The sequence below is a fragment of the Arenicella xantha genome (assembly GCF_003315245.1).
Lineage (GTDB): Bacteria > Pseudomonadota > Gammaproteobacteria > Arenicellales > Arenicellaceae > Arenicella > Arenicella xantha.
This window is the reverse complement of record NZ_QNRT01000008.1, coordinates 72,475-97,208: the sequence shown is the minus strand read 5'-3', so window position 1 is coordinate 97,208 and position 24,734 is coordinate 72,475. Positions and strand designations below refer to the sequence as shown.

17 protein-coding genes and 1 pseudogene are annotated in these 24,734 nt (G+C 47.7%); 10 read left to right on the top strand and 8 right to left on the bottom strand.

The window, feature by feature from the left end; all coding sequences use genetic code 11:
- Nucleotides 1-67: 67 nt before the first annotated feature.
- The 6 genes and pseudogenes from DFR28_RS18280 to DFR28_RS18260 all read left to right on the top strand — a co-directional run bounded on the left by DFR28_RS18280 (nucleotide 68) and on the right by DFR28_RS18260 (nucleotide 10,179).
- Nucleotides 68-2,248, top strand: a complete 2,181-nt coding sequence (locus DFR28_RS18280; protein ID WP_113955838.1) for an NADP-dependent malic enzyme — start codon at nucleotides 68-70, stop codon at nucleotides 2,246-2,248.
- Between the two features lie 469 nt (nucleotides 2,249-2,717).
- Nucleotides 2,718-5,393 carry a pyruvate dehydrogenase (acetyl-transferring), homodimeric type gene (gene aceE, locus DFR28_RS18275; protein ID WP_113955837.1) on the top strand — a complete coding sequence of 892 codons (2,676 nt, stop codon included), beginning with the start codon at nucleotides 2,718-2,720 and terminating at the stop codon, nucleotides 5,391-5,393.
- A gap of 45 nt (nucleotides 5,394-5,438) precedes the next feature.
- A pseudogene (locus tag DFR28_RS20170) lies at nucleotides 5,439-5,675 on the top strand (biotin/lipoyl-containing protein); the annotation flags it as partial.
- Between the two features lie 288 nt (nucleotides 5,676-5,963).
- On the top strand, nucleotides 5,964-7,616 hold the full coding sequence (gene aceF / locus DFR28_RS18270; protein WP_425455487.1) for a dihydrolipoyllysine-residue acetyltransferase: 1,653 nt from the start codon (nucleotides 5,964-5,966) through the stop codon (nucleotides 7,614-7,616).
- A 10-nt stretch (nucleotides 7,617-7,626) separates the two neighbouring features.
- On the top strand, nucleotides 7,627-9,411 hold the full coding sequence (gene lpdA / locus DFR28_RS18265; RefSeq protein WP_113955835.1) for a dihydrolipoyl dehydrogenase: 1,785 nt from the start codon (nucleotides 7,627-7,629) through the stop codon (nucleotides 9,409-9,411).
- A gap of 303 nt (nucleotides 9,412-9,714) precedes the next feature.
- Nucleotides 9,715-10,179: a hypothetical protein gene (locus DFR28_RS18260; protein ID WP_113955834.1), complete on the top strand. Its 465-nt coding sequence runs from the start codon at nucleotides 9,715-9,717 to the stop codon at nucleotides 10,177-10,179.
- Between the two features lie 155 nt (nucleotides 10,180-10,334).
- Here DFR28_RS18260 and DFR28_RS18255 read toward each other — a convergent pair whose 3' ends face one another.
- Nucleotides 10,335-10,655: a hypothetical protein gene (locus DFR28_RS18255; protein WP_113955833.1), complete on the bottom strand. Its 321-nt coding sequence runs from the start codon at nucleotides 10,653-10,655 to the stop codon at nucleotides 10,335-10,337.
- 214 nt (nucleotides 10,656-10,869) lie between these two features.
- Nucleotides 10,870-11,817: an alpha/beta fold hydrolase gene (locus DFR28_RS18250; RefSeq protein ID WP_147251061.1), complete on the bottom strand. Its 948-nt coding sequence runs from the start codon at nucleotides 11,815-11,817 to the stop codon at nucleotides 10,870-10,872.
- A gap of 194 nt (nucleotides 11,818-12,011) precedes the next feature.
- Between DFR28_RS18250 and DFR28_RS18245 the strand changes: the two genes are divergently transcribed.
- Genes DFR28_RS18245 through DFR28_RS18230 form a run of 4 tightly spaced genes read left to right on the top strand, consistent with a single transcriptional unit; the run spans nucleotide 12,012 to nucleotide 19,499 of the window.
- Nucleotides 12,012-16,196 carry a glycosyltransferase gene (locus tag DFR28_RS18245; RefSeq protein ID WP_113955831.1) on the top strand — a complete coding sequence of 1,395 codons (4,185 nt, stop codon included), beginning with the start codon at nucleotides 12,012-12,014 and terminating at the stop codon, nucleotides 16,194-16,196.
- A gap of 12 nt (nucleotides 16,197-16,208) precedes the next feature.
- The gene (locus DFR28_RS18240; protein ID WP_113955830.1) at nucleotides 16,209-17,060 is read left to right on the top strand and encodes a phytanoyl-CoA dioxygenase family protein; all 852 of its coding nucleotides are present in this window, start codon (nucleotides 16,209-16,211) and stop codon (nucleotides 17,058-17,060) included.
- A 2-nt stretch (nucleotides 17,061-17,062) separates the two neighbouring features.
- Nucleotides 17,063-18,343: a hypothetical protein gene (locus tag DFR28_RS18235; RefSeq protein WP_113955829.1), complete on the top strand. Its 1,281-nt coding sequence runs from the start codon at nucleotides 17,063-17,065 to the stop codon at nucleotides 18,341-18,343.
- A gap of 4 nt (nucleotides 18,344-18,347) precedes the next feature.
- Complete coding sequence (locus DFR28_RS18230) at nucleotides 18,348-19,499, top strand: hypothetical protein (protein WP_147251060.1); 1,152 nt, start codon at nucleotides 18,348-18,350, stop codon at nucleotides 19,497-19,499.
- A 45-nt stretch (nucleotides 19,500-19,544) separates the two neighbouring features.
- Here DFR28_RS18230 and DFR28_RS18225 read toward each other — a convergent pair whose 3' ends face one another.
- The 6 genes from DFR28_RS18225 to DFR28_RS18200 all read right to left on the bottom strand — a co-directional run bounded on the left by DFR28_RS18225 (nucleotide 19,545) and on the right by DFR28_RS18200 (nucleotide 24,670).
- Nucleotides 19,545-19,802 carry a hypothetical protein gene (locus DFR28_RS18225; protein ID WP_113955827.1) on the bottom strand — a complete coding sequence of 86 codons (258 nt, stop codon included), beginning with the start codon at nucleotides 19,800-19,802 and terminating at the stop codon, nucleotides 19,545-19,547.
- A 236-nt stretch (nucleotides 19,803-20,038) separates the two neighbouring features.
- Nucleotides 20,039-20,488 carry a GAF domain-containing protein gene (locus tag DFR28_RS18220; RefSeq protein WP_113955826.1) on the bottom strand — a complete coding sequence of 150 codons (450 nt, stop codon included), beginning with the start codon at nucleotides 20,486-20,488 and terminating at the stop codon, nucleotides 20,039-20,041.
- Between the two features lie 49 nt (nucleotides 20,489-20,537).
- A complete protein-coding gene (gene murI, locus DFR28_RS18215; protein ID WP_113955825.1) occupies nucleotides 20,538-21,341 on the bottom strand; it encodes a glutamate racemase in 804 nt (267 codons plus the stop codon).
- 5 nt (nucleotides 21,342-21,346) lie between these two features.
- On the bottom strand, nucleotides 21,347-22,330 hold the full coding sequence (rfaD, locus tag DFR28_RS18210) for an ADP-glyceromanno-heptose 6-epimerase (RefSeq protein ID WP_113955824.1): 984 nt from the start codon (nucleotides 22,328-22,330) through the stop codon (nucleotides 21,347-21,349).
- An 18-nt stretch (nucleotides 22,331-22,348) separates the two neighbouring features.
- The gene (gene rfaE1 / locus DFR28_RS18205; RefSeq protein WP_113955823.1) at nucleotides 22,349-23,308 is read right to left on the bottom strand and encodes a D-glycero-beta-D-manno-heptose-7-phosphate kinase; all 960 of its coding nucleotides are present in this window, start codon (nucleotides 23,306-23,308) and stop codon (nucleotides 22,349-22,351) included.
- 36 nt (nucleotides 23,309-23,344) lie between these two features.
- Nucleotides 23,345-24,670, bottom strand: coding sequence for a UDP-glucose dehydrogenase family protein (locus DFR28_RS18200; RefSeq protein ID WP_113955822.1), 1,326 nt, complete (start codon nucleotides 24,668-24,670; stop codon nucleotides 23,345-23,347).
- Nucleotides 24,671-24,734 lie beyond the last annotated feature (64 nt).

The following is a 24,734-nucleotide window of genomic DNA, read 5'->3' as shown; positions in this document are numbered from 1 at the left end:
TCGGCCTGATTTGTATCCAATAATCAATATAAGCAACACTCTGTCCACGAAGAAGGCAAATATATTTATGACTACAAGCGATAATTTACGTGATGCAGCTCTGCACTATCACCGCACACCAAGTGCTGGCAAGATCCGTGTTCAAGCCACTAAACCGTTATCAAACCAGCGCGATTTGGCTCTTGCCTACTCACCTGGCGTTGCAGAACCTTGTAAAGAGATTGAAAAAGACCCGTTAACCGCAGCCCTCTACACATCGCGAAGTAATTTGGTTGGCGTTATCACCAACGGCACCGCGGTGTTAGGTCTCGGTAATATCGGTGCATTGGCTTCGAAACCGGTCATGGAAGGCAAAGCCATTTTATTTAAGAATTTCGCTGATGTAGATGCCTACGATATTGAGGTAGACGAAACCGACGTAGACGCATTTTGTGACATTGTCGCTGCACTCGAGCCAACCTTCGGCGGCATTAACTTAGAGGATATCAAAGCACCGCAATGTTTCGAGATCGAAGCAAAGTTGCGCGACAGAATGAATATTCCGGTATTTCATGACGACCAACATGGCACTGCCATTGTTTCGGCCGCCGCGGTCATCAATGGCTTACGAGTTGTCGATAAGAAGATCGAAAACGTCAAACTAGTAGTCTCTGGAGCCGGTGCCGCCGCCATGGCCTGCACTAATCTATTACTCGACTTAGGTGTCGATTTAGCGAATGTGTTAATGCTCGACTCGCGCGGCGTAATCCATTCTGAACGCGAAGGCCTTGATGCTACCAAACAAAAATTTGCTCGCGACACGGAAGCTCGAACCCTAGAAGATGCGATGGTTGACTGCGATGTGTTTCTTGGCGTCTCGCAACCTAACTTGGTAAGCGTCGCGATGCTAAAGAGCATGGCTGACAAACCATTAATTTTGGCGATGTCAAACCCTGACCCAGAAGTACGACCAGAGCTGGTTTACGAGCATCGCCCTGATGCAGTAATGGCAACTGGACGGTCAGATTACCCGAACCAAGTAAACAATGTGTTGTGCTTTCCATTCTTATTCCGCGGTGCGTTAGACGTGGGCGCGACCAGCATCAATCAAGCGATGAAAATCGCGTGTGTAAATGCCCTCGCTGAACTGGCTCACTCTGAGAGTAACGAGCTCGTCGCAAGTTATTACCAAAACGAATCAATGCTCTTTGGTGCTGGCTACATTTTGCCGAAGCCTTTCGACCCAAGATTAATCACCACGATCGCGCCCGCGGTCGCGCAAGCCGCGATTGATAGCGGCGTTGCAACGCGCCCGTATGCCGACATCGAAACGTATCGAGCGAGCTTAGAGCCGCTGGTTTATCGAACCGGCAATGTCATGCGTCCAATTTTTGAGAAGGCGCAAAACATTACTCATAAAGTGCTGTATACCGATGGTGAAAACATTCGAGTATTACGTGCTGTACAAGATGTCGTTGACCAAAGTTATGCGCGCCCAGTATTACTCGGCAATGCCGAAGAGATCAGCGCACGCATCAATGAACTTGGCTTACGCCTACAACAACACCGAGACTACGAAGTCATTGCGCCACGCGGAACCACCGAAGAGGACCGAGTAAGCTATGCCTGCGAATTAGTTAAAAATGGCACGGCTCACGCTGCATTAACCGGTCCCGGCGCCAAATTACACGAACAAATCGGAGCTATTGAACGTTGTGTAGGCACTAACTCGCCTGACGAACATATGGCAGTCATGCATCTACTATTACTGGATACCGGCACTGTGTTTATTGCCGACACCAGTATTCATGAGAACCCCACTGCTGAAGAGCTGGCACACATCACCGTGTTAGCCGCTAAAGAAGTAAGACGATTCGGAATGGTGCCAAGAGTCGCACTATTGTCTCACTCTAGCTTTGGCAGCCATGTCACCGAGTCCTCGAAGAAAATGGCGAAGACTAAAGAACTGCTGGCTAAGTTAGCGCCCGAATTGGAAGTCGATGGCGAAATGAAAGGTGCTGCTGCGCTCGATGCCGTAACCCGCGAGAAATCTGGCAAAAGCACGCTCACAGACAATGCTAATTTGCTCATAATGCCTAACTTGGATGCGGCTAACATTACCTACACAGTTCTCAAATCCATGGCGAATGGCATTTCAGTAGGCCCGATTGTATTAGGAACGGACTTGCCAATTCATGCAATCACTAAGACCACCACACCGCGTGGCATAGTGAATCTAACCAGCTTGGTTACCGCCAGCGTAGATTAGCCAAACTTAAGTAGTCAGCCCCTGCCAGCTTTAATCAGTTGGCAGGGAGCTGGATTGGCCGAGCAATTCCCTGCAGGCTTGCTTCGAGAAAGCTCGAAAGCCGCTCGATGTAGACACAACACCATTGATACGAACCATCACGATACCGTCAGGCAGTGCATCCTTTAATTCATCGAGGAACTTACTTGCAACAATTACACAAACGACATTTGTTAATTATCTCATTACAAGTCGCTATAATAGCTTGTTGGCATAACCAATAAGTTTCGACATCATGTGTATTACAACTATTAATGCACAACCTCCTCCCGCAAGCCTTCACGGCGAGGCTATCGCCCCTGTCGAGCCGCACAATAACTTGCACAAGCGGCACGCCAGCATTTACATTTTTCAAACTTATAGGTATCATTCACACCGCAAATAAAGGTGTTAACTCCCAAAGAACAACTTACATTTAGGTTTAAGCGCAATGAGCAATGATTTAACTTCGCCCCAAGTCGATATTGATGCACAAGAAACGTTAGAGTGGATTGATGCGTTAAAAAGCGTGATCGAAGCCGACGGCTCAGATCGAGCACGCTTTCTACTTAAAGAATTAACGAATACTGCGCGCGAAGCGGGCGCTCAACTGCCTTATGGTTTAAACACGCCATACCTCAATACGATTCCAGTCGAAGACCAACCTGCCCTGCCTGCGGACCGACAATTGGAGTTCAAGATTCGCTCGATGATTCGCTGGAATGCTGCTGCCATGGTGCTACGCGCCAACAAAATCAGCACGGAATACGGCGGCCATATCGCAAGTTATGCCTCCGCAGCGGTACTTTACGAAATTGGTTTCAATCACTTTTGGCGCGCACGTTCTGAAGAGCACGGCGGCGACATGATTTATTATCAAGGTCACTCCGCTCCAGGTATGTACGCTCGCGCGTTTATGGAAGGCCGCTTAACTGAAGAGCAGTTAGACAACTTCCGTCAAGAAGTCGGCGGTAACGGCCTCTCTTCATATCCGCATCCATGGTTAATGCCGGATTTTTGGCAATTCCCAACCGTGTCCATGGGCTTAGGGCCAATCATGGCAATCTACCAAGCGCGATTCCAGCGCTATCTAGAAAACCGTGAGCTAATCAAGGCCGAGAATCGAAAAGTTTGGGCGTTCTTAGGTGATGGTGAGATGGACGAACCAGAATCTAGAGGCGCACTAGGATTAGCCGGTCGTGAGAAACTCGACAACCTGATTTTTGTGATTAACTGTAATTTGCAGCGCCTTGATGGCCCGGTCCGCGGCAACGGTAAAATTATTCAAGAGCTTGAATCGGAATTCCGTGGTGCCGGCTGGAATGTAATCAAGGTCATCTGGGGCTCACAATGGGACATTCTGCTTGAAAAAGACCACGATGGCTTATTACAAAAACGCATGCAAGAAGCTGTCGACGGTGAGTATCAGGCGTTTAAAGCTAAAGGCGGCGCTTACATCCGAGATAAGTTCTGGAATACGCCTGAGCTAAAAGCAATGGTCGCGCATATGAGCGACGAAGATTTAGAGCTAATGTCACGCGGTGGCCACGATACCGACAAAGTGTACGCTGCCTACAGAGCAGCAGTAAAGCACTCTGGACAACCTACCGTGATTCTTGCCAAAACAGTCAAGGGCCTCGGAATGGGCGCGTCTGGCCAAGGGCAGAATACCTCGCACCAACAAAAAAAGATGGATGCCGAATCGCTCAAAGGCTTCCGCAATCGCTTCAAAATTCCGGTATCCGACGAGCAACTCGAGAAAATTGAATACATCAAACCAGACCCCGATTCGCCTGAGATTAAGTATCTACACGCGCGGCGCCAAGCTTTAGGCGGTTACCTACCAAAACGACCAAATTCATCAAATGCGCTAACCGTGCCGAGCCTAGACTCGTTCGCTAAATTGCTCGAATCCTCTGGTGATCGCGAAATTTCGTCAACTATGGCCTTTGTACGAATTTTATCGTCACTGGTGCGCGACAAGAACTTGAAAGACCGAATCGTACCGATTGTGCCTGATGAGGCACGTACCTTCGGCATGGAAGGATTATTTCGTCAGCTCGGTATATATGCGTCTGAGGGTCAACTCTATGAACCTGAAGATTCGGATCAATTGATGTACTACCGCGAAGACGTAAAAGGCCAAGTACTAGAAGAAGGCATTAATGAAGCTGGCGCTATGTCCTCATGGATTGCAGCCGCCACTTCCTATTCAACCAATGAACTGCCAATGGTGCCTTTTTACATCTATTACTCGATGTTTGGCTTCCAGCGAATTGGCGACCTTGCTTGGGCAGCAGGCGATATGCAAGCGAGAGGCTTTTTGGTCGGTGGCACCGCTGGCCGAACCACGCTAGCCGGTGAAGGACTGCAACATCAAGACGGTCACTCACATCTACAAGCGTCGACTATTCCCAATTGCGTTTCGTATGACCCAACCTATAGCTACGAACTCGCGGTCATTGTTCAAGACGGCTTGCGTCGCATGTATGCCGAGCAAGAAAATATTTTCTATTATCTGACGGTTATGAACGAGAACTATGTTCATCCAGCAATGCCAAAAGGTGCTGAAGAAGGCATTCTTAAAGGCTTATATCAATTGTCGAAGAGCAAGAAGGACGATGGTAAAACACCGACAGTGCAACTTATGGGTTCAGGCACGATTCTAAACGAATGTGTTGCCGCTGCTGAGCTATTAGAAGCCGAATACGGTGTCGCCGCGAATGTCTGGAGTGCGACCAGCATGAACGAGCTACGTCGTGAAGGTTTGTCGGTGCAGCGCTGGAACATGCTACATCCATCTGAAAAACCGAAAATAAGTTACGTTGAGCACTGCCTGCAAGACCAAAATGGTCCGGTTATTGCGGCCACCGACTATATGAAGATATACGCTGATTCAATCCGCGAATTTGTACCGTCACGTTATGTGGTTCTTGGCACCGATGGATTTGGCCGCAGCGACGATCGCCAACAACTTCGAAGTCACTTCGAAGTTAATCGTGAACACATTGTTGTTGCTGCTCTATCTTCACTACTAGAAGACGGCAGCATCGAAGCTGAAGTAGTGAATAAAGCCATCAAACAGTTTAATATTGACCCGGAGAAACCATCACCCGATACGCTGTAGTGGCAAAGGCAGAACAATGTCTTGCTACAACTAGCTTTACCGGCCATGAGAGCTACGGAACCCCAAAAAATGATTAAGTACGTCGAACTGACCGCGCCAGAAGCCAGTGCTTACCGGCAGGCCAAGATAGTGTCAGTTGAATGCCACGAAGGTGAGCGAATCCGTAAAGGACAAACTCTTTTTCGTGTAAAAAGCGGTAATACTGAGTTGGATTTGCCCGCGACCAAAGATGGTCGCGTGGTCGAAATTATCGCCAGCTTACATGAAAACATTACCTTTACCACGCCGCTATTGTTGCTTGAAACCGAGGTAAGCGGCAGTACCGCTACTAAACCGATTAGCGAGGAGGCTGACTCGGCCACGCAATCGGCGACGGTCAATAGTAGCTCTCAAGCGCAGCCGAGCGCCACTGGTCGAAAAGTAAAAAAACACATCCAGCAATCGCTCGACCTCGCTGGCAACCCGACCGAAGAAGTGGTGTTAAATCAGGTAGTAGAGCCCGAGTCTGAACCCAACCGTGAAGTTGCTATGGATAGGCCAAGCAACGCTAAACCCGCAGTGAGTAACACTATGTCCAAAAGTGCAAACATTGAAATTTCCGTTCCCGACATCGGCACCGATAGTGCCAAAGTGATTGAAATTCTGGTCAGCGTCGGAGACACCATCGCGGTTGAAGATCCGATCATCACACTGGAAAGCGACAAAGCGAGTATGGATGTACCCAGTACTCATGCAGGTGTCGTCAAGGCCATCTCTGTTACCGTTGACCAAGATATCGCAGAAGGCACAGTGATACTCGAGCTCACACCGGCAAGCAATGAGGATCAAACCGCCGACGCAAGTACTAAAAGCCAAGCACCTCAAGCTGCGAAACCAGCTGCGGCGCCACAGAAAGTCGATGATCAGCAGCAAAACAGCTCAACGGGTAGTCAGCTTGAAGAAGTGCGCATTCCAGATATAGGTGGTGATTCCGCCAAAGTGATCGAAATTTTAGTTGAGGTTGGACAGTCAGTCGAAATCGAAGACCCGTTAGTAACCCTCGAAAGCGACAAAGCCAGCATGGACGTACCAAGCTCAAGCGCTGGAACTATCGAGAGCATTGAAGTGAAGATTGACGACGAGGTCGGCGAAGGCACACTCGTGGTTACGGTAAAATCAAGCGCAACCCAAAGCGCTAATACAGCCCAGCCAAGTGCACCAGCAGCACGCACCGAATCTACTTCTGAGGCTGCCAGCACGCCAGCCAAAACAACCGATGCCCCAGCGGCCAAACCAACACAGGAGCAGCAAGGTGCGCCTGCGGCACCAAGTGGCCAATCCTATGCGTCTCCATCGATTCGACGTTTCGCACGCGAATTAGGTGTCGAGCTCAGCAAGGTCAGCGGCACTGGCCGTAAACAGCGTGTCACTCACGACGACGTTAAGGCGCACGTGAAATCGGCCATGACCAGCCAAGCCAAGCCTGCTGCAACAAGCGGCTCTGGTATTCCACCGATTCCAGCTCAAGACTTTAGCAAATTCGGCGAAATCGAATTGCAACCGTTGAACAAAATTAAACGATTGACTGCTGCAAACCTGCATCGCTCATGGGTCAATGTGCCGCATGTCACTCACAATGATGAATCGGACATTAGTGATTTAGAATCGTTCCGCAAACAGCTTAATTCTGAATACCAAAAGCAAGGTAAAGATATCAAACTGTCGCCACTGGCATTCATCGTTAAAGCGGTAGTCAACGCAATGCAGGCTTACCCACAATTTAACAGTTCACTGGAACCTGGCGGCGAAAACCTAATTCTTAAAAAGTACTTTAATATTGGTATCGCAGTCGAAACTCCGAACGGCTTAGTGGTACCGGTGCTCAAAGACGCTGATAAAAAATCAGTGGCCGAAATCGCACGTGAAATGAGTGAGTTAGCGGCCAAAGCACGCGATAAAAAGCTCACAATGAGTGATATGAGCGGCGCATGTTTCACCATCTCAAGCTTAGGTGGTATTGGCGGCACAGGTTTTACACCAATCGTCAACGCGCCGGAAGTCGCTATTCTTGGCGTATCGAGAACCAAGATTCAACCAGTTTGGAACGGTGAAGAGTTTAAGCCCGGAATGATATTACCCTTAAGCCTATCCTACGACCACCGCGTGATTGATGGCGCCGAAGCGGCACGCTTTGCACGGCATATCGCGGCCGTCTTAGAAGACGTTCGCCGTTTAACTGTATAGGGCTAATTAAATGACGAATACTATCGAAATTAAAGTACCAGACCTAGGCGGCGCAGCGGATGTTGAGGTAATCGAAATACTGGTTGCCGATGGCGACACAGTCGAAATCGAAGACTCACTGATTACCGTCGAGAGCGATAAGGCATCGATGGATGTTCCCGCGTCGGCTGCTGGAAAAATCATCTCCGTTAAAGTCGCCGTTGGTGATCGAGTCAATGAAGGTGACGTGATCGCCTCTGTAGAGTCCTCAGACGCTCCGGTCGAGGAGCACGTTAGCGCCTCTGAACCAGCAGCTCAAGCAGCGGTAGATCAAACACCAGCACAAGCGACTCCTGCGACTAACTCAGCGGCCAGTGCTGCTTCAAACGGCAAAGCTGATGCGCATGTACCATTAGTCGTTATAGGCTCAGGCCCCGGCGGTTATACTGCGGCGTTCAGAGCCGCAGACCTCGGCATGGACGTCACACTTATTGAAAAATATGATGAGCTTGGCGGCGTCTGCCTAAATGTGGGTTGCATACCATCTAAGGCCCTATTGCACTCAGCTGCGGTCATCGCCGAAGCACGCGCGATGGAACAACACGGCATTCGCTTTGGCACACCGGAAATCGATATCGACAAATTGCGGCACTTCAAAGAGTCCGTGGTTGGCAAGTTAACCGGTGGCTTGGCAAGTATGGCGAACTCGCGCAAGGTTAATGTGATAAACGGGTATGCTAAGTTTACCTCTGCCAACACCTTAAGCATCGACAGCAAAGACGGCCCAACGACCTTGTCATTCGACAAAGCTATTATCGCTGCAGGATCACGCGTTACGGTTCTTCCCATGTTCGAAACCGATGACCCTCGAGTTATCGATTCAACTGGCGCTTTGGAGCTCAAAGAGATACCAAAAACCATGTTGATCATTGGTGGTGGAATCATCGGGCTAGAAATGGCGACGGTTTATAGCGAGCTAGGATCAGAAGTCACTATTGTTGAGTTTATGCCACAGATCATTCCTGGCGCTGACAAAGATTTAGTGGCGCCGCTACTGAAACGGCTTAAGGGTCAAGTCAAAGAAATTCTGACCAAAACTAAAGTTGAGAGCATTCGGCCGTTAAAAGGTGGTATTAGCGTCAAATTTGCTGCTGCTGATGGATCCGAAGGCCCTGAACCGCAATTATTTGATTCTGTGTTAGTTGCCACCGGCCGGCGCCCTAACGGCGATTTGATAGATGCGGATAAAGCCGGCGTGGCAGTTGATGAACGCGGTTTTATTGCCGTCAACAATCAGATGCAAACTAATGTAGAGCATATTTTCGCAATTGGCGACATTGTCGGACAACCAATGCTAGCGCACAAAGCGACGCACGAAGCCAAGGTGGCGGCTGAGGTTTGCGCTGGCCAGAAGAGCGGCTTCGAAGCGTCTGTCATCCCTTCCGTAGCCTATACAGATCCTGAAATCGCGTGGGTCGGCGTAACGGAAACACAAGCAAAAGAACAAGGAATTGACTACCAAACAGGCGTATTCCCATGGGCCGCATCCGGACGCGCAATCGGCAATGACAGAACCGAAGGAAAAACTAAATTACTGTTTGATCCGAAAACACATCGCGTTATTGGCGGCGGCATCGTCGGTACAAATGCCGGCGACTTGATAGCTGAAGTGGCTTTGGCAATTGAGATGGGGTCAGACGCCAGCGATATCGGCCTCACTATTCATCCTCATCCGACGTTGTCAGAAACCGTAGCCATGGCCGCTGAAGTGTATGAAGGAACTATCACCGACTTGTATATACCGAAAAAGAAATGAATTGCCATTTGACAAACAAATGACAATTTAATTGCGGCTAAATGTCTCCAATTAGCGACATTTAGCCGTTTTTTGATCGTAGATTGCTGGTTGACTAGGCGTTTGTCTGATAGATTACAACGCTACTGGTGTCGATCAGATGTGGTACTACACTGGGCTATATAGGAGTGAGATCGAGCAAAGAACACATTCGATCACGATACGCAATCATCATCATACATAGCCCATAGTAGCCACAAAATTAGTAGTCATAAAATAATAATAAAGTTGTGCCGGGTATTCGACACTTAACTTAGTAGAGACATGAGTGTTAAAGGTTTAACACAGTGCCTCGCATACCAGCATGATGGGTCGTTGGGATTTAAGGAGCTTCAAAAAATGGGTAAATTGGAAAACCTCGATGAGGTTAGTGCAGCCGTCCTTCCTGCGAAGGTGCTAGTACTACTATCTAAATACGCGCAAACCATGCGCAAACATACAGGCCTGGTGATCAAGATCAGCTCTATGAACGTGTTTAAACACGTCCACAATACACATAAATTGACTCAACACCCAGAAGTCACCGCCTTGCATAAAGCCTTGCTGAACGAGGTTAGCCAACACTTGGCCGATGGGACTATGCAAACCGTCAGTCAACGGCTGTCAGCCAACCCCAAAGCGCGCAAATCAGCTAATTCATCCAAGCACACACTGGACAGACAATCACTGCTTCTTCAAGACAATACTCAACGAAGCGGTGAGCACTCAATGTCACAGCACTTAGATTAATCACCGCTGTCGCCGCGCCCTGCTCGCCGCGCCCTGCTCCACTCACGCTGGAGCGCACCTCCTTGTGACTGTGTGGTAACTAATGATTGTGTGGTAACTAAGTTGTAGCGAGTTAAACTCACGCAGCCAGTTATGCCGCACACACTCGTGCTACCTTAGTGAAAGTGCCCGTTTACTGGAATCAATTCTAGGAATTCTTCTTCAGATAACAGAAAGTCATCATTGGTCGCCACAACGGCACTCTCGAACAACGCGCCATCCGGCGCATTGGCAAGTTTTCCAAGCCAAGGATAGCCTGCTTCTGCCATGATATCAGCGATCAACTCACGTGAAAATTCATTGTCGGTCACGCGGTATAACTTCAATAAATTGTTGCGTAAAGTCGCGCCGTCGCCAATCAATAATTGGGTATTTTCCTGTGACTCTAGCTCGCTCAACACAAACAAAAGATCGGTGATTTTCTTGGTTAATTTCATCGGTTCCCCTAAATAAAACAGTGGAATAGCGCCCCTTTAGCAGCTAAAAAATTCGCCTGTTTTCCAAACTGTGTTATTTATACGATAAATAGAGCAATATACCGATAGCAAAGACAACGAAACACGTAAACAACTGTTAAAATGCCCGTTTAAGCCAGATTGTTCCGTGTCGAGAGAGTTGAATCGTAGATTATTCGTCGCTATTACGAACTGCTTAACAGGAATTTGCCGTACAAAAAAGACCAATCTCATGAGCGACTCGCGAAACTGCCTCCTCCATCGGCAAATGACCTACATTATCTAAACGTACAACCGACACCTCAGGCAGCTCATGTTCAAAGGTAGCGGCCATTTCAATGGGTAAAACACCGTCGTCTTGCCCCCAAATTATTAATGCAGGTATCGACACACCTTTTAACTCTCGCCACTTTTTGTGATCTCTTGGTTGTCTCGCTAAGTCAATCATAGCCTGCCGATTCCCGTTCATTCGCAATAGCTGCCAATACCGGTCAACCATATCTGGGCTAATTAGACTGGGCTCATAAACGGATTGTTGCAATGAACGCTCGATGATAAAGCGCGGTGTAATTCTCTTCATGAGCGCTTGGCCAAAGCTGCTAGCTAACAGTTTAAAACCGATATTCGACTGTGACTGCGTAGTCCTAGGCGCGCCGGATGGCGCGAGTAGAACTAGCGACTTAACCCGACTCGAATCAGACAATGCAGCTTGCCATGCAATCCTTCCACCTAATGAGTTCCCCACCAGTACAGCGTCAGGCACCTGCAGATGATCCATTACCGACCACACAGCATCGATCATCGCGGCTGGAGAGTAATCGCGCGCTTGGTTGGCGCCGGTCAGCCCATGCCCAGGCAGATCAAGCGATATCAACCTAAATCGATCTTGCAGTTGTTCAATTAATGGCTCCCAAGTATGTAACGACGCACTCGTTCCGTGAATCATTAGCAATGTGGGCCCGGCGCGCAAACCTTGATCTCGATAATGAATTCTGTCCCCGCTCGGTAAATCGACAAAGCGTGAGGCTGAATTGGCATAGAGGTTTGTCATCTGCTCACGAGTTGTGTCAGGGGTCCACAGTAGAGCCACTGTTGCAATTAAAAGTAGGACGAGAGTAAAGACACTGATGCGAACAATTTTCATAATTCCACTTTGACTGATTTTGCCTATCTTGTCGACCACTTGCTTACGACTTTCGCAGCAGTAGATTCCCTCTCAGCAGCTCAAGCATGCTATATTCCGCCCATTGAAAAGATCGACAAACTGCCTTCTAAATATGCAGTGGCACACTGTGTCTATCTCTACCTGTTGGTCAAACCATTAACTAACTCAGATTCATGCCTGATCAATCTAAACTTCTCGAATTGAACTCAACCTTGGGTTTAAAGAGCGGCATCTACCAAAACACAGAAGCGCTCTTTCGCGACTCGACATTATCGAACTATCTGCAGATAGCTATCTCCGATATGTTCGATAAAGTAGATGACAAATCATTGTTCTCACTCGACATCGAAACACAGTCGAATACCGACGAATTGCGCTCGGCCTTGTCGTTAAGCCAATTTAGGTTTCTGCAAGCATTTGACCTAAATCGAGTAAATCGTGTGCTCGACTTATCCGAGGATTTCGGCGGTGTCGCGCACTATATTGCTGACAATGTTGGCCAGGTAGACTCCGTCAAGGTCGACTCAGATCTCGCACGCATTTCGGCAAGGCGCTGTGCCAACAAACCAAACGTAGCGCATATTTCGGAGGACTTAAGCAAGCTTAACTTCCCAGCCAAGCATTACGACTTAATTATTATCGGGCAGTTAGAGGCCCTTGCTATAGAAGATGCACAGTTTGATGAGCTCCTGAGTAAACTGCAGAAATCCTTAAGCCCGACCGGCGTATTGATAGCCAACGTCATCAATAGCAATCGATTCGCTAAATGGTTTGACCCTGCCGTTCAAGTCAACGACAGCGAGCTCGCCTATGCAGACCTATACGCTCCGAGCAATGCACCACAAACCTTGAAAGAACTATCGCGCAAACAATTACGTGATCGGTTGTTGTCAGCCGATTTTTCGGCGATTGATATACACGCAAACTTTTCAAAAGGTACTGATTGCCGGTCGCTATTTTCTGAAGACTATTTAACTTCATCAGTGAACGGGTTAAATCACTTTTATCGACTCGGCTCAATCGAAAACCCCAGCGTCAACGAATACCTGTTGTACAAAAATTTAGTAGGTCAAAAGCGCAACCTGACCGACCTAGCCAACCGCTATTTGGTAATCGCTGGCGCCAGCACAGCACACACGCGCGAGCTTTACGATAATGATTTCAGTCATTTTCCAGGCACCGGCAGACAAGCCAAATGGCGCACATTAACTAGTCGGGCTCGCAGCTCAACAGAAGTAATAAAGACCGCGTTATACCCAGATTCCCGAGATGCCACATCATCGTTAGTACAGCAAAACTTGGCGCCTCAACCGTTTTATAAAGGCAAGTTATTAGTCGACGATTGGCTACAAGCATTACTGGATGACGATCACCTTGCATTTGAAGGCTACGTCCGCGAATACACCGACTGGCTAGACTCGCTGGCAAAAACTGACGACTTCACAAACATCGCCTACGACTTATTGCCCTTCAATTTAGTATTGAATACCCGTGGCGCGCGAGCCTTTAACCCAATCGATACCGAGTGGCAGATTAACACCGAGTTTTCCGCTGATTTCGTGTTGTTCCGCGCGCTCTTTTGGTTTGCCTTCGAAAACAAACCACTGCTACAAGCCTACGCTACTAGCAACGATATCTATTCATTGGGAACGTTTATAGTTCGCTACATGCCAAACGCTTATCAAGTCGATGATTTGGCACCTTTTGTTGAGCTCGAAGAGCGCATCCAAGCCGACATTGATAAGCAGTTTCGCGCTAATGCCGTTTCAAATGCACTATTGCAAACCTTTGACGGCGACACACCCGAAGTCGATGACACGCTTAGTCTAGAGGCCGTTTGGGGCAATCAACAAGGCGCCGTAAACGATGCGTTCACACAATCTACAAAATGGCTTAAAGAATCAACAACACACCAATCACTCAGCCTGACTCTGAGCCAGTTTGATTCGAACTACCCGATATTACGTCTTGACCCAATGGCAACTAACGGCGCATTTATTGTGCACAGCGCCACTCTCATTGACGAACAAAAAAGTACGTTGTGGTCACTCCCCTCGCCGGACGATATTGCCAGTGCCGCAACATTGCATGGCGTAACATTCTCCGACGGAGTTTTTACCGCGCTAAATCAGGACCCCTATCTCTGCTTTGACCTCTCTGACGTAGTTAAAGCGGACAGCACTCCAACGCTAGCACTCGAGATTGAGTGGCTTTGGGATGCTCACTACAGTTCGGTGCTAAATACCTTAAGTCAAGCGGTAAGCGATCAAGGCGCGGCTATGGGGCGTCAATCGCAGCGACTTGACCAGTACCGCGCGGAGATCGAGTATCAGGCGCAACGCATTGAAGACTTGCTTGGGCATCGCGTCGACCTAACTAAAATGGTTAAAGACGAAGAACTGCGCGCGCAACGAACACAAGCTCGCATGCAAGGTGAGATTAAGCATCTAAACCACATGTTACACGCGCAGCACGTCAGAAATGAGGAGTTACACGGCTATTTATTAATGCGGCCAACCACACGCGCTAAGCGCATTGCCCGTCGTTGGTTAAACCGACTAACGGGCAAACCGATGGTTGCCGTTCAACCCGCACCTGAGGCGATTAAGCCTGCTCAAGATTCATCGCCGCTCCCGCGCGGTGAGTTAATTGGCCAAAACACCGAAGACTATGGACTTTGGGTTCGTGAAAACACTTTGAGTGAGCAACAGATTGAATCCGCGAAGGCGGAAATAGAGGCCATGGCAATCAAGCCAGTATTCTCTATTTTGGTGCCCATTTATAATACTGACCCAGAGTACCTGCTGCCGATGATTGAGTCGGTGCGTCGCCAAATCTACCCGCATTGGCAACTGTGTTTGGTTGACGATTGCTCGCCAAAGACTTACCTCAAGCAAATCTTGAAGCACGAGTCGCTACAAGATGAGCGAATTTCAATTCAACTAAACGATACTAACCAAGGCATTTCAGTCACCACCAACGATGCCCTAGCGATGGCAAACGGTGACTATATCGCGTTATTGGATCATGATGATGAAATCAGTATTGACGCTTTGTATGAAAATGCCAAGGTAATCAATAATAATCCTGATGTTGGTCTTATCTATAGCGATGAAGACAAGATGGACATGCAAGGGAATCGTCTTGAGCCCTACTTTAAGCCTGATTTCTCGCCAGACCTACTGCATACGAACAATTATGTTTGTCACTTCACGGTAATCAAAAAAGCGATTGCCGATGAAATTGGCGGGTTTCGTGAGGGCTTAGATGGGTCACAAGATCACGACATTATCTTGCGCGCAGCCAACGCCTCAAAACAGATCGTGCATATTCCTAAGATTTTGTATCACTGGCGAAAGATCCCGGGTTCTACCGCCGTCGTCTATGACGCAAAATCTTATGCCTGGGAAGCCGGACGCAAGGCCGTTGAAGATATCCTGCAGAAGCAAGAAAACGGAGTCCGTGTCGAGTTTGGCTCTTTAAAAGGCACCTACCGAGTTCACCGTGATATTCAAGATGAGCCACTAGTAAGTATTATTGTGCCGTTCAAGGATCGGCCAGAACTGTTAGACGCATGCCTAAACTCGATTCTGAACCGAACTAGCTATACTAACTTTGAAATTGTTGGGGTTAGTAATAGTAGCTCAGAACCACGGACCTTTGAGCGCATGCAAGCGTTCTCAGATGCAGATTCGCGCGTTCGATTTGTCGAAAAAAACATCCCTTTCAACTTCTCAGCAATCTGCAATTATGGCGTTGAGCAAGCTCAAGGTAATTACATTGTCTTACTTAACAACGACATCGAAATCATTAGCCCAGATTGGATTGAGCGCATGCTAGAACATGCACAACGCGAAACAGTTGGCGCCGTTGGCGCTAAGCTATTATATCCAGATGGGCGCATTCAGCACGCTGGCGTGGTGGCGGGCATGGTCGGCGCAGCCGGACATCCGCATAAGTTTTTCCCCGACAACCACATTGGTTATCATGGCCGTTTACACATGGTTTACAATGTCAGCGCTGTCACTGGCGCAATGTTGATGGTAAGCAAGAAGCATTACCACGAGGTCGGCGGCTTAGATGAACAAGGCCTAGCGGTAGCCTATAACGATATAGACTTTTGTTTGAAACTGCTCGGCAAAGGCTATTACAACGTGTTTACCCCACATGCCAAAGCAACACACCACGAATCAATCAGTCGTGGTTATGAAGACACAGACGAAAAAATGCAACGACTGCTCACTGAGCAGCGCGTATTTCTGGATCGCTGGTCAGACTTTCTTGAGGCGGGGGATCCGTACTATAATCCAAACTTAAGTTTGAAGAATGAACGTTTTTCACTGCGGTTTAAGGACTAATTACAGCCAATTATGACACTCACAGATCAACAACGTCGCGAATGGGACGAGCAAGGCTTTCTGCTGCTAAAAGGGTTCTATTCAGACTCTAGGATTGACCAAATCAACAGCTTAATTGATAGCCTTTGGCGCGGTCGACGCAAACTGGGCGCAGAATATGTTATCGATATTTTCGTCGAAACCGCGAATGAAAAACGGGTGTATTTTGCTGATGCACCAAAGAGCGCACGATTTGCTCCATACAAGTTAAACGACCTTTTTCTTAGTCAACCAGAGATTCGTAAACTGATCGTCGGTGATGAACTCGCACCTTTACTTAAGGGCCTTCTAGCCGGCACACCGATGGTGTGCAATACACTCAATTTTGAATTCGGCTCGCAGCAAGACTATCATTTTGACACGTTCTATATGCCGTCTCCAACGCCCAACAAAATGGTCGCATCATGGATCGCTCTCGAAGATAGCACACAATATAACGGCCCACTGAGCTACTACCCCGGCAGCCATAAAATTCCGCCTTATCAATTCTCTAGTGGCTCAACTATTGTGGTAGAAGACGAGCTACCAGCATTTCGGGAATACATTTACGATGAAATCGAAAAGCGTGGATTGCAAGCCGAAACCTTATTAGCCGAACGCGGTGACGTGCTGATATGGCACTCGCAATTATTCCATGGTGGCAGCGAGATCACCGATAAAAGCAAAACTCGAAAATCACTGGTAACGCATTATTTTACTAACGAAGATTTTCCTGACCAATCTCCGCCCAAAGTAGGCGAACACGGTGGCTACATGCAACGCCCCGCACAACCAGTTGGTTATCCGTTCGAACCAAAAAATTGGATTCAACGCACCTTCGGCTAAGCGTGACACGCCCACTCAATAATCGGCAATTTTTTATTCTAGCGCTCGGCGTCGCAGTGTTGCTGCGCCTATTGCTAATGCCGTTCTTCGCGCATGTCGATCTATTTTCCGAATATCGCCGTGTCTATTATGTGCTAGAGCAAGGTCTCTATTTTGATAATGCGCATCGTAGTGTGATATTTTTTATCGAGTTGTTTTTTGCGTGGTTATCTCAGGCCTTTATTACAATCGACCAAGCAATATTTTCCCTACCCGACCCAACTCGCTCAGTGGCCAGCCTTAGCGATTACAGTTTCTTTCTGAACGATCCGCATATTTTTCGATACCTATTGCTGTTTAAGCTGCCCTACTTGATCTTTGATATTGCTACGGCGGCCGTAATTTGGCGATTTATCGACGACCCGATTCATAAACGTATAGCCCTATTGATCTGGCTGTTTAACCCCGTCACCTTATTTGCTACGTATATTTTCGGTCGCTTTGAAGTAATCAGCCTGTTTTTCTTAGCGGCCAGTGCCTTACAACTGAAGCAACATCGCTTGTTAGCGGCGACCATACTCTTCGCGATCTCATTGCATTGTCGTGAAATCAATCTTTTGTTTGCGCCTTTCTTTCTACTAGCGCTAATCGACTTTAAAGATCCAGCTTTACGGAATGCCCTAGTAGTGAGCATCGCCGCCAGCATTATTGGCTTACTGTTTTTATGCCCGAGCTGGCTATTCCCTAAGCTCGGAGGTGACCTTAGTCTGTTTGTCGACACCACAGCTGACCACGGCAACGATGCATTCAATAAACTATTGTCACTCGGCTATTACTGGTTTTATCCAGTAATCATTGGACTTGCAAGCTTGGCAATCTACGCTTGGGAATCCGGCCATCGGTCGCACGCTGAGCGATACGTTAGCTGTTGCGCCGTGGCACTATTTATCTACTTTGGCTTCAACGTCCACAGTATTCACTATGCCGCTTGGTTGACTATTTTTCCAATCTTGAGCATTCAGTATGGTAAGAAGGTTGTCTTACCGTTTATCGTATTTAGCGCTGCGTGGGTCGTGTTGTGGTTATTAAAGACCGACAACGGCGTGTTCACCCTGTTTCTGGCTGCACCATTATCTAGTGACTTTATCGGGCGTGGATTCTTCCCCGCTTGGTACAACCTGCATATCGCCCCGACTGGTGTTGACTTACACCAAGCTATTCAGATTATGCGGGCGCTATTCTTTGTTGTAATGGGGTTCTTCACGTATCGAGTGTTACGCGCCAATCATAAGCTGGAGCAATGAATAGGTGAACTTCAAAACAAACCTAGGACTAATGTGTTTTGCGTTGTTGAGTTGCTTAACAACATTAGATGCGTTCGCGCTCTCCAAGCCACAGCTGACGCTGCACGATTTAGCCGAGCAAGGCTCTAGCCTGCTGGTCAATGGCAATGACCCCTTCATAATTACGTCGCCCTATAGCGATGCGCGCAGGCTAACGCACCTGCTGCTGAATCTGCAAATTTCGGACATAGCCGCAGATCGGCAACAACTTCGAATGGAATTATTTTTCAAGCCGTTAGCGCAGCCTACCAACACTTCGTCTTTGACGCTTTTCGACCCACTTTACAAAATACAGTTTGACGTTGATAAAGACATTGTTAGCAGTAACAACCGTGCCTTTTTGATTAAACTGCCAAAACCCATGGAACCGGCGGACTTGAACTTGATCCGCTTAGATATCGACGGTTGCTTGGGTTGCAGCATTAGCATGTTGTCACACCCAAAATTCGTAGCCGAAGCACCAGCCGGCTTGCTCAAGGTCGCAGCATATCGAACCCTAAACGGCAGTAGCGAGGTAAATGTCGACGGTGTTGGGATTTCGCTTGATGATTGGAGTGTTCATGATTTGGAAAAGCATGCAGCTTATCTCGAAGCAACAGGCACAGACCCGTACCTCGTGTCACCTTACTTGGACTTAACGACCTCGAATTTAGGCGGCGTATTAGTTCGACTCAAAGCCGTTTCAGGTGAGCCGTCTTTAATGGACTTCCAGCTGTTTTACGCCACCGAAGCTCATGGATTTACCGAATCGGCGAGCATTCGACAACGCCTACCGCATGACGGAAAATCCAACCTTGCGTTTGTTATTCCCTTACCCTTTTTGAGTGAAGAACAACCAGCCAGAAGCCTACTCGAAAGAATTAGACTGGACCTTCCAGGCGACAGCAACGCTAAATGGCAACTGCTAGAGTCCACCATTCTCTCAAAGCAACAGCTTAAACAAAATCGGCAATTGATTCCGCGCCAAATGGTATCGGTGAAACTGCAACGCGCAACCGGCTTCGCACTGTTGCGAAACAGCGCCGCAAAAGTCCTGGATGATTTAGGCTTTGTACTCGCATATATAACGCTATTGTTAGTGATAAGCCTATTGTTTTGGCGCGCTTATCGTAAATAGCATCTCACTAGGCTCGATTGACGTAAGATCATGCACGGCGGGCGGCTAACCACCTTTTTTACGCATATCGGCATACATACACCGTAGTATCTCTTGCTTGAGTTGAGAATAAATATCTCGAATTGTCGGATCCTTTGTTGCGCGGGCATAGGCTGAAATTTGCATTAATATATCCTTTTCTTGAACGCGCAAAACAGTACCGTCATGCGAACGTGCCGCTAAGGTGAACCGGTTAACCAGTCTTAAACATTCGTTATCCAATTGATTCAACCGGATATCTTTGAGTCGAACTTTGATCGACATAGCCCCTCCAAACCCCTTTCCCGGTAACAATCCTAGGTTTAGTATAGACTAATCATGATATCGACGATGTGTTGACAAGAATAAGTTAACTATTCAGTCATATTCAGCGTCATGGGCTTCAGCCGACAACCAGCAATGCTTTATCGACAACGACTCCCTTAGCTCACAACCAGATAAAATACTGAAGTTGACACCAATGACGTCTATTTAGGCAATAAACGAGGCCGTTTTACAAACTAGAGTTTTTTTAGCAAAAGCGCCACAACGGCTTCAAAAAACTCTTTTTCACTTGCCGTAAACCGCGCTCTTTCAGGGCTATCGATGTCAAACACACCGGACACTGTTGCAGTTTTAAAGGGCACAACCACCTCAGATTCACTCGCGGCATCGCAAGCAATATGACCAGGGAACTCATGCACATCCTTGACTAACATTGACTTATTGCTGGCAAACGCCGTGCCGCAGACACCTTTACCAACCGGTATCCGAGTGCATGCAGGCTGACCGTTGAACGGCCCTAAAACTAGTTCATCATCACGTAAAAAATAGAATCCAACCCAATTAACGCGCTCCATACCGTGGTAAATCAATGACGAAATGTTAGCGGTATTAGCAATATAGTCTGACTCGCTCTCGATCAAAGCTTCAACTTGTTTAAGGAGCAATGAGTAACTTGCATTAGACATTCAATAATTCTCTTTATAACTTCGTAAAATAAATTTGTTTGGAAAACCCCTAACCGGGAATATCCAATACAGCAAAGTTCGAAAAACCCAAGTCAGCTAAATTAGTTTGTAACTGTGGTGCATTAAGCGAACGAGTAAACATCGCGGTAGAGCAACCTCGCTGACCAAGCTTTGCGCCTGAATAAACTGGCGCCAAATCAGCAACCCGCCGCGCTATACCGGGTCCACTATCGACCAGTTTAACTGCTCGATCGTGAGCGACGAACACCGCTTCTATTTCAGTTGCCAACAACGGAAAATGCGTGCAGGCTAATACCAGCGTATCAATATCTTTATTGTTTAGCACCGGCGTCAGTATTTTAGTTAGCGCCGCATTATCAATTACCTCGCCTCGTAACTTTTTTTCAGCCAACTCTACTAACTCACTGGATCCGATCTTGACCACCATACAGTCCGCAGCGAATTCATCGATTAACGCCTGAGTGTAAGCGCGTTCAATGGTCGCCGGGGTCGCTAACAAAGCAATTTGTTTCGATATTGACGATAGTGCTGCTGGCTTAATTGCCGGCACAACGCCAACAATTGGAATCGAATAATTAGCACGTAACATAGGCAAGGCAACCGTGCTAGCCGTGTTACATGCAACCACTAGTAAGTCCGGCGACAACCGCTCAATCGCCGCTGCAACAACTAGCGACACTCGTGCTAACAGCGCGTCTTCAGGTTTTGTGCCGTAAGGAAATGCCGCATTATCACTCAAAAAGACATAATCGTGCTGAGGGCAAACCCGCACTACAGCCTGGTAAATACTAAGACCACCTACCCCAGAGTCGTAAATAACGACTTTAGCCACGGCACTTAACTCGCGTCAGCCAACTCTGCTACGTAATGCTTAACGCCCTCTTCTACCGAGGCAAAGTTTCGATTGTAATCACCTGACATCGTGAGATTGGTCAAATCCGCCTGAGTATAACTTTGGTATTTACCAATCAAAGCAGGCGGAAATGGCACATAGCGAATTTTCTTCTCCGCGATCCAGTCCTGCGTGGTTTTAGTGGCGGATTCAAGTGTATTCAATACCGCTGTTGCCACATCGTTAAAACTCTGGGCACGACCTGTACCGACATTAAAAATACCGCCATCTTCGGGATGCTCAAGGAAATGCAAATTCACATCAACTACGTCTTTTACCCAAACAAAGTCACGGCGCTGCTCGCCGTCCGCATACCCATCACGACCAGCAAACAAATTCACATAGCCCTGCTCATGATACTGATTGAAAAAATGGTAGGCAACAGAGGCCATGCGCCCCTTATGTTCCTCGCCTTTGCCGTACACATTGAAATAACGAAGTCCCACGACTTGTGACTTTGAAACGCCACTATTTTTGCGCACATAGCGATCAAACAATAACTTAGAGTAAGCGTAGGCATTCAGCGCTTGTTCGTGTTCAACCGACTCTTTGAATACTTCGCCACCGCCGTAGACTGATGCCGACGAGGCATAAATGAAGGGAATGCTGTGTTCACCGCAGTAGTGATATAACGCTTTGGAGTACTCATAATTGGTCTCCATGATAAAACGCCCATCAGTTTCCATAGTGTCTGAACAAGCGCCTTGATGATAAATAGCGCTAGGCCCACCAAATTCCATGCCTTGTTTGATTCGACGTAGGAATTCATCTTTGTCCATATAATCTTCGATATCACAATTTTCGACATTACGAACCTTGTTGCCATCGCTTAAATCATCAACCACTAAAATATTGTTTAAGCCACGTTGATTCAGCCCTTTAACTATATTTGAGCCGATAAAACCAGCTCCACCGGTTACGATAATCATGTTAATTCACCTTGTTCTCTATTCGCTCGTTTCGAGCTTAGATATTACTTCGTCGATCTCGGCAACGGCCGTTCCCAGCTTACCGACCACGATACCGGCCACTGTATTAGCCAGTGTCAACGTTTCTTCGTCATTGAAGTCTGAGACGGTCGCTAAGGCCATCAAAGAGATAACCGTATCTCCAGCGCCACTGACATCATAGACCTCTAGTGCAGTTGCCGGTGAATGAATATGCGAGCCATCGCGCCCGAACAAACTCATGCCCTGCTCGCTTCGTGTCACCAATAAACGATCAAGATCCAACTCATTTCGGAGCGTGTGCGCACGCTCAATAAAATCAGCCTCAGAACTAGCAACGCCAGCCACCGCCTCAAATTCTTTCATATTCGGCGTAATCAGACTCGCACCACGGTAACGTGAATAATCCGACCCTTTCGGGTCCACAATAACAGCCTTGCCGCGCTCACGAGCAATCGCAATCATGGTCGCCACATGCGTTAGGCCGCCTTTGCCATAATCCGACAAAATTACCACATCGGCATCATTAACCGCGTCGGTGTAGTCCTCTAGACATTGGGCAAGCACTTCTTCGCTTGGCTTCTCTTCAAAATCAGCTCGCAGTAGCTGCTGATTCTGAGCCACCATACGCAGTTTAACAATGGTTCTGATCGATGCGTCGATTTTTAACGTAGTGCGCGCACCATAGGCGTCGATAATACGCTTTATTTCACGCCCAGCCTCGTCGTCGCCGACCACGGACAATAGATGGCTCTGAGCCCCCAATGCTAATAAATTATGCGCCACATTGGCGGCACCACCAGCGCGAGCTTGTTCATCTTGTACCGCCAGCACAGGTACCGGAGCCTCCGGCGAAATCCGGTCGACGCGCCCAAACCAATATCGGTCGAGCATCACATCGCCTACAACCAAGGTGCGAACCTTAAAAAAATGGTCTGGTGTAATTTTTAAAGATGCCATAAATTTAATCTAGGAGTCTCGTTATATACGCCTGAATCAGTTTGATCGACCAATGCCAAAATAGTTAAAACCAAGACCTTTCAATGCCTCAGGATCATAGATATTGCGCCCATCAAATATTAATGGCTGGGTCAATTGACTCTTAAGCCGATCAAAATCAGGGCTACGGAATGCTTTCCATTCAGTAATAATGATTAACGCATCGGCACCTTGCGTGGCATCGTAAGGATCATCATAGAAGGTCACCTGATCAGCTTGTTGATATAGATGCTCAGCCTCTGGGATTGACACCGGATCATGCGCCCGAATAGCCGCGCCGCGTGCCAACAAGCCGTCAATAATTACTCGACTCGGCGCTTCCCGCATGTCATCAGTATTGGGTTTAAAAGCGAGCCCCCAAACGGCGAAGGTTTTGCCTGCCAAATCAGCACCTAATCGACGATCAATTTTATGCAACAATACTGATTTTTGATCCTCGTTAACGGCTTCCACGGCATCCAAAATTCGCGCATCGTAACCGTGTTGTCGTGCGGTGCGATGCAGTGCTTGAACATCTTTCGGAAAACAAGAACCACCGTAGCCACAACCAGGATAAATGAAGTGATAACCAATTCGCGGATCAGAACCAATTCCTTGTCGTACGAGTTCAATATCGGCATTTAGCAATTCAGCTAAGTTCGACAACTCATTCATAAATGATATTTTGGTAGCGAGCATCGCATTCGCAGCATACTTAGTGAGCTCTGCCGATGGAATGTCCATCACAATTAAGCGTTCGTGATTGCGATTAAACGGCGCATAAAGCGTGCGCATCAAGCCCACTGCACGCTCATCGTCCGCACCAATTACTACGCGATCAGGCTTCATAAAATCTTCAATCGCCGCGCCCTCTTTCAAGAACTCAGGGTTAGACGCTACGCTAAATTCCAGGTCGACGCCACGCGTGTCAAGCTCAGCTTGAATGGCCACACGCACTTTCTCGGCCGTGCCAACGGGGACCGTCGACTTAGTAACGACGACTCGATATTCAGTTAAATTTTGACCAATCGATTTTGCCACCGCCAACACATGCGACAAATCGGCCGAACCGTCTTCATCTGGAGGTGTGCCGACCGCAATAAATATCACTTCAGCATGCTCAACCGCTTGTTTAATATCGGTCGTGAACTTTAATCGAGACTGTTCGACATTACTCGCCACCAATCTCTCGAGCCCCGGCTCATAAATCGGAATCTGCCCGCTTAATAGCATGTCGATTTTGTCTTGATTATTGTCGACACATAACACTTGATTGCCAACGTCCGCAAAACACGTTCCGGTAACCAATCCGACGTAACCTGTGCCTACAATGGATAATTTCATCATTCTATTTAGTTCAAAGGGTAAATAACCGAATCAAACCGATTCAGTTCAGACGGTTCAATTG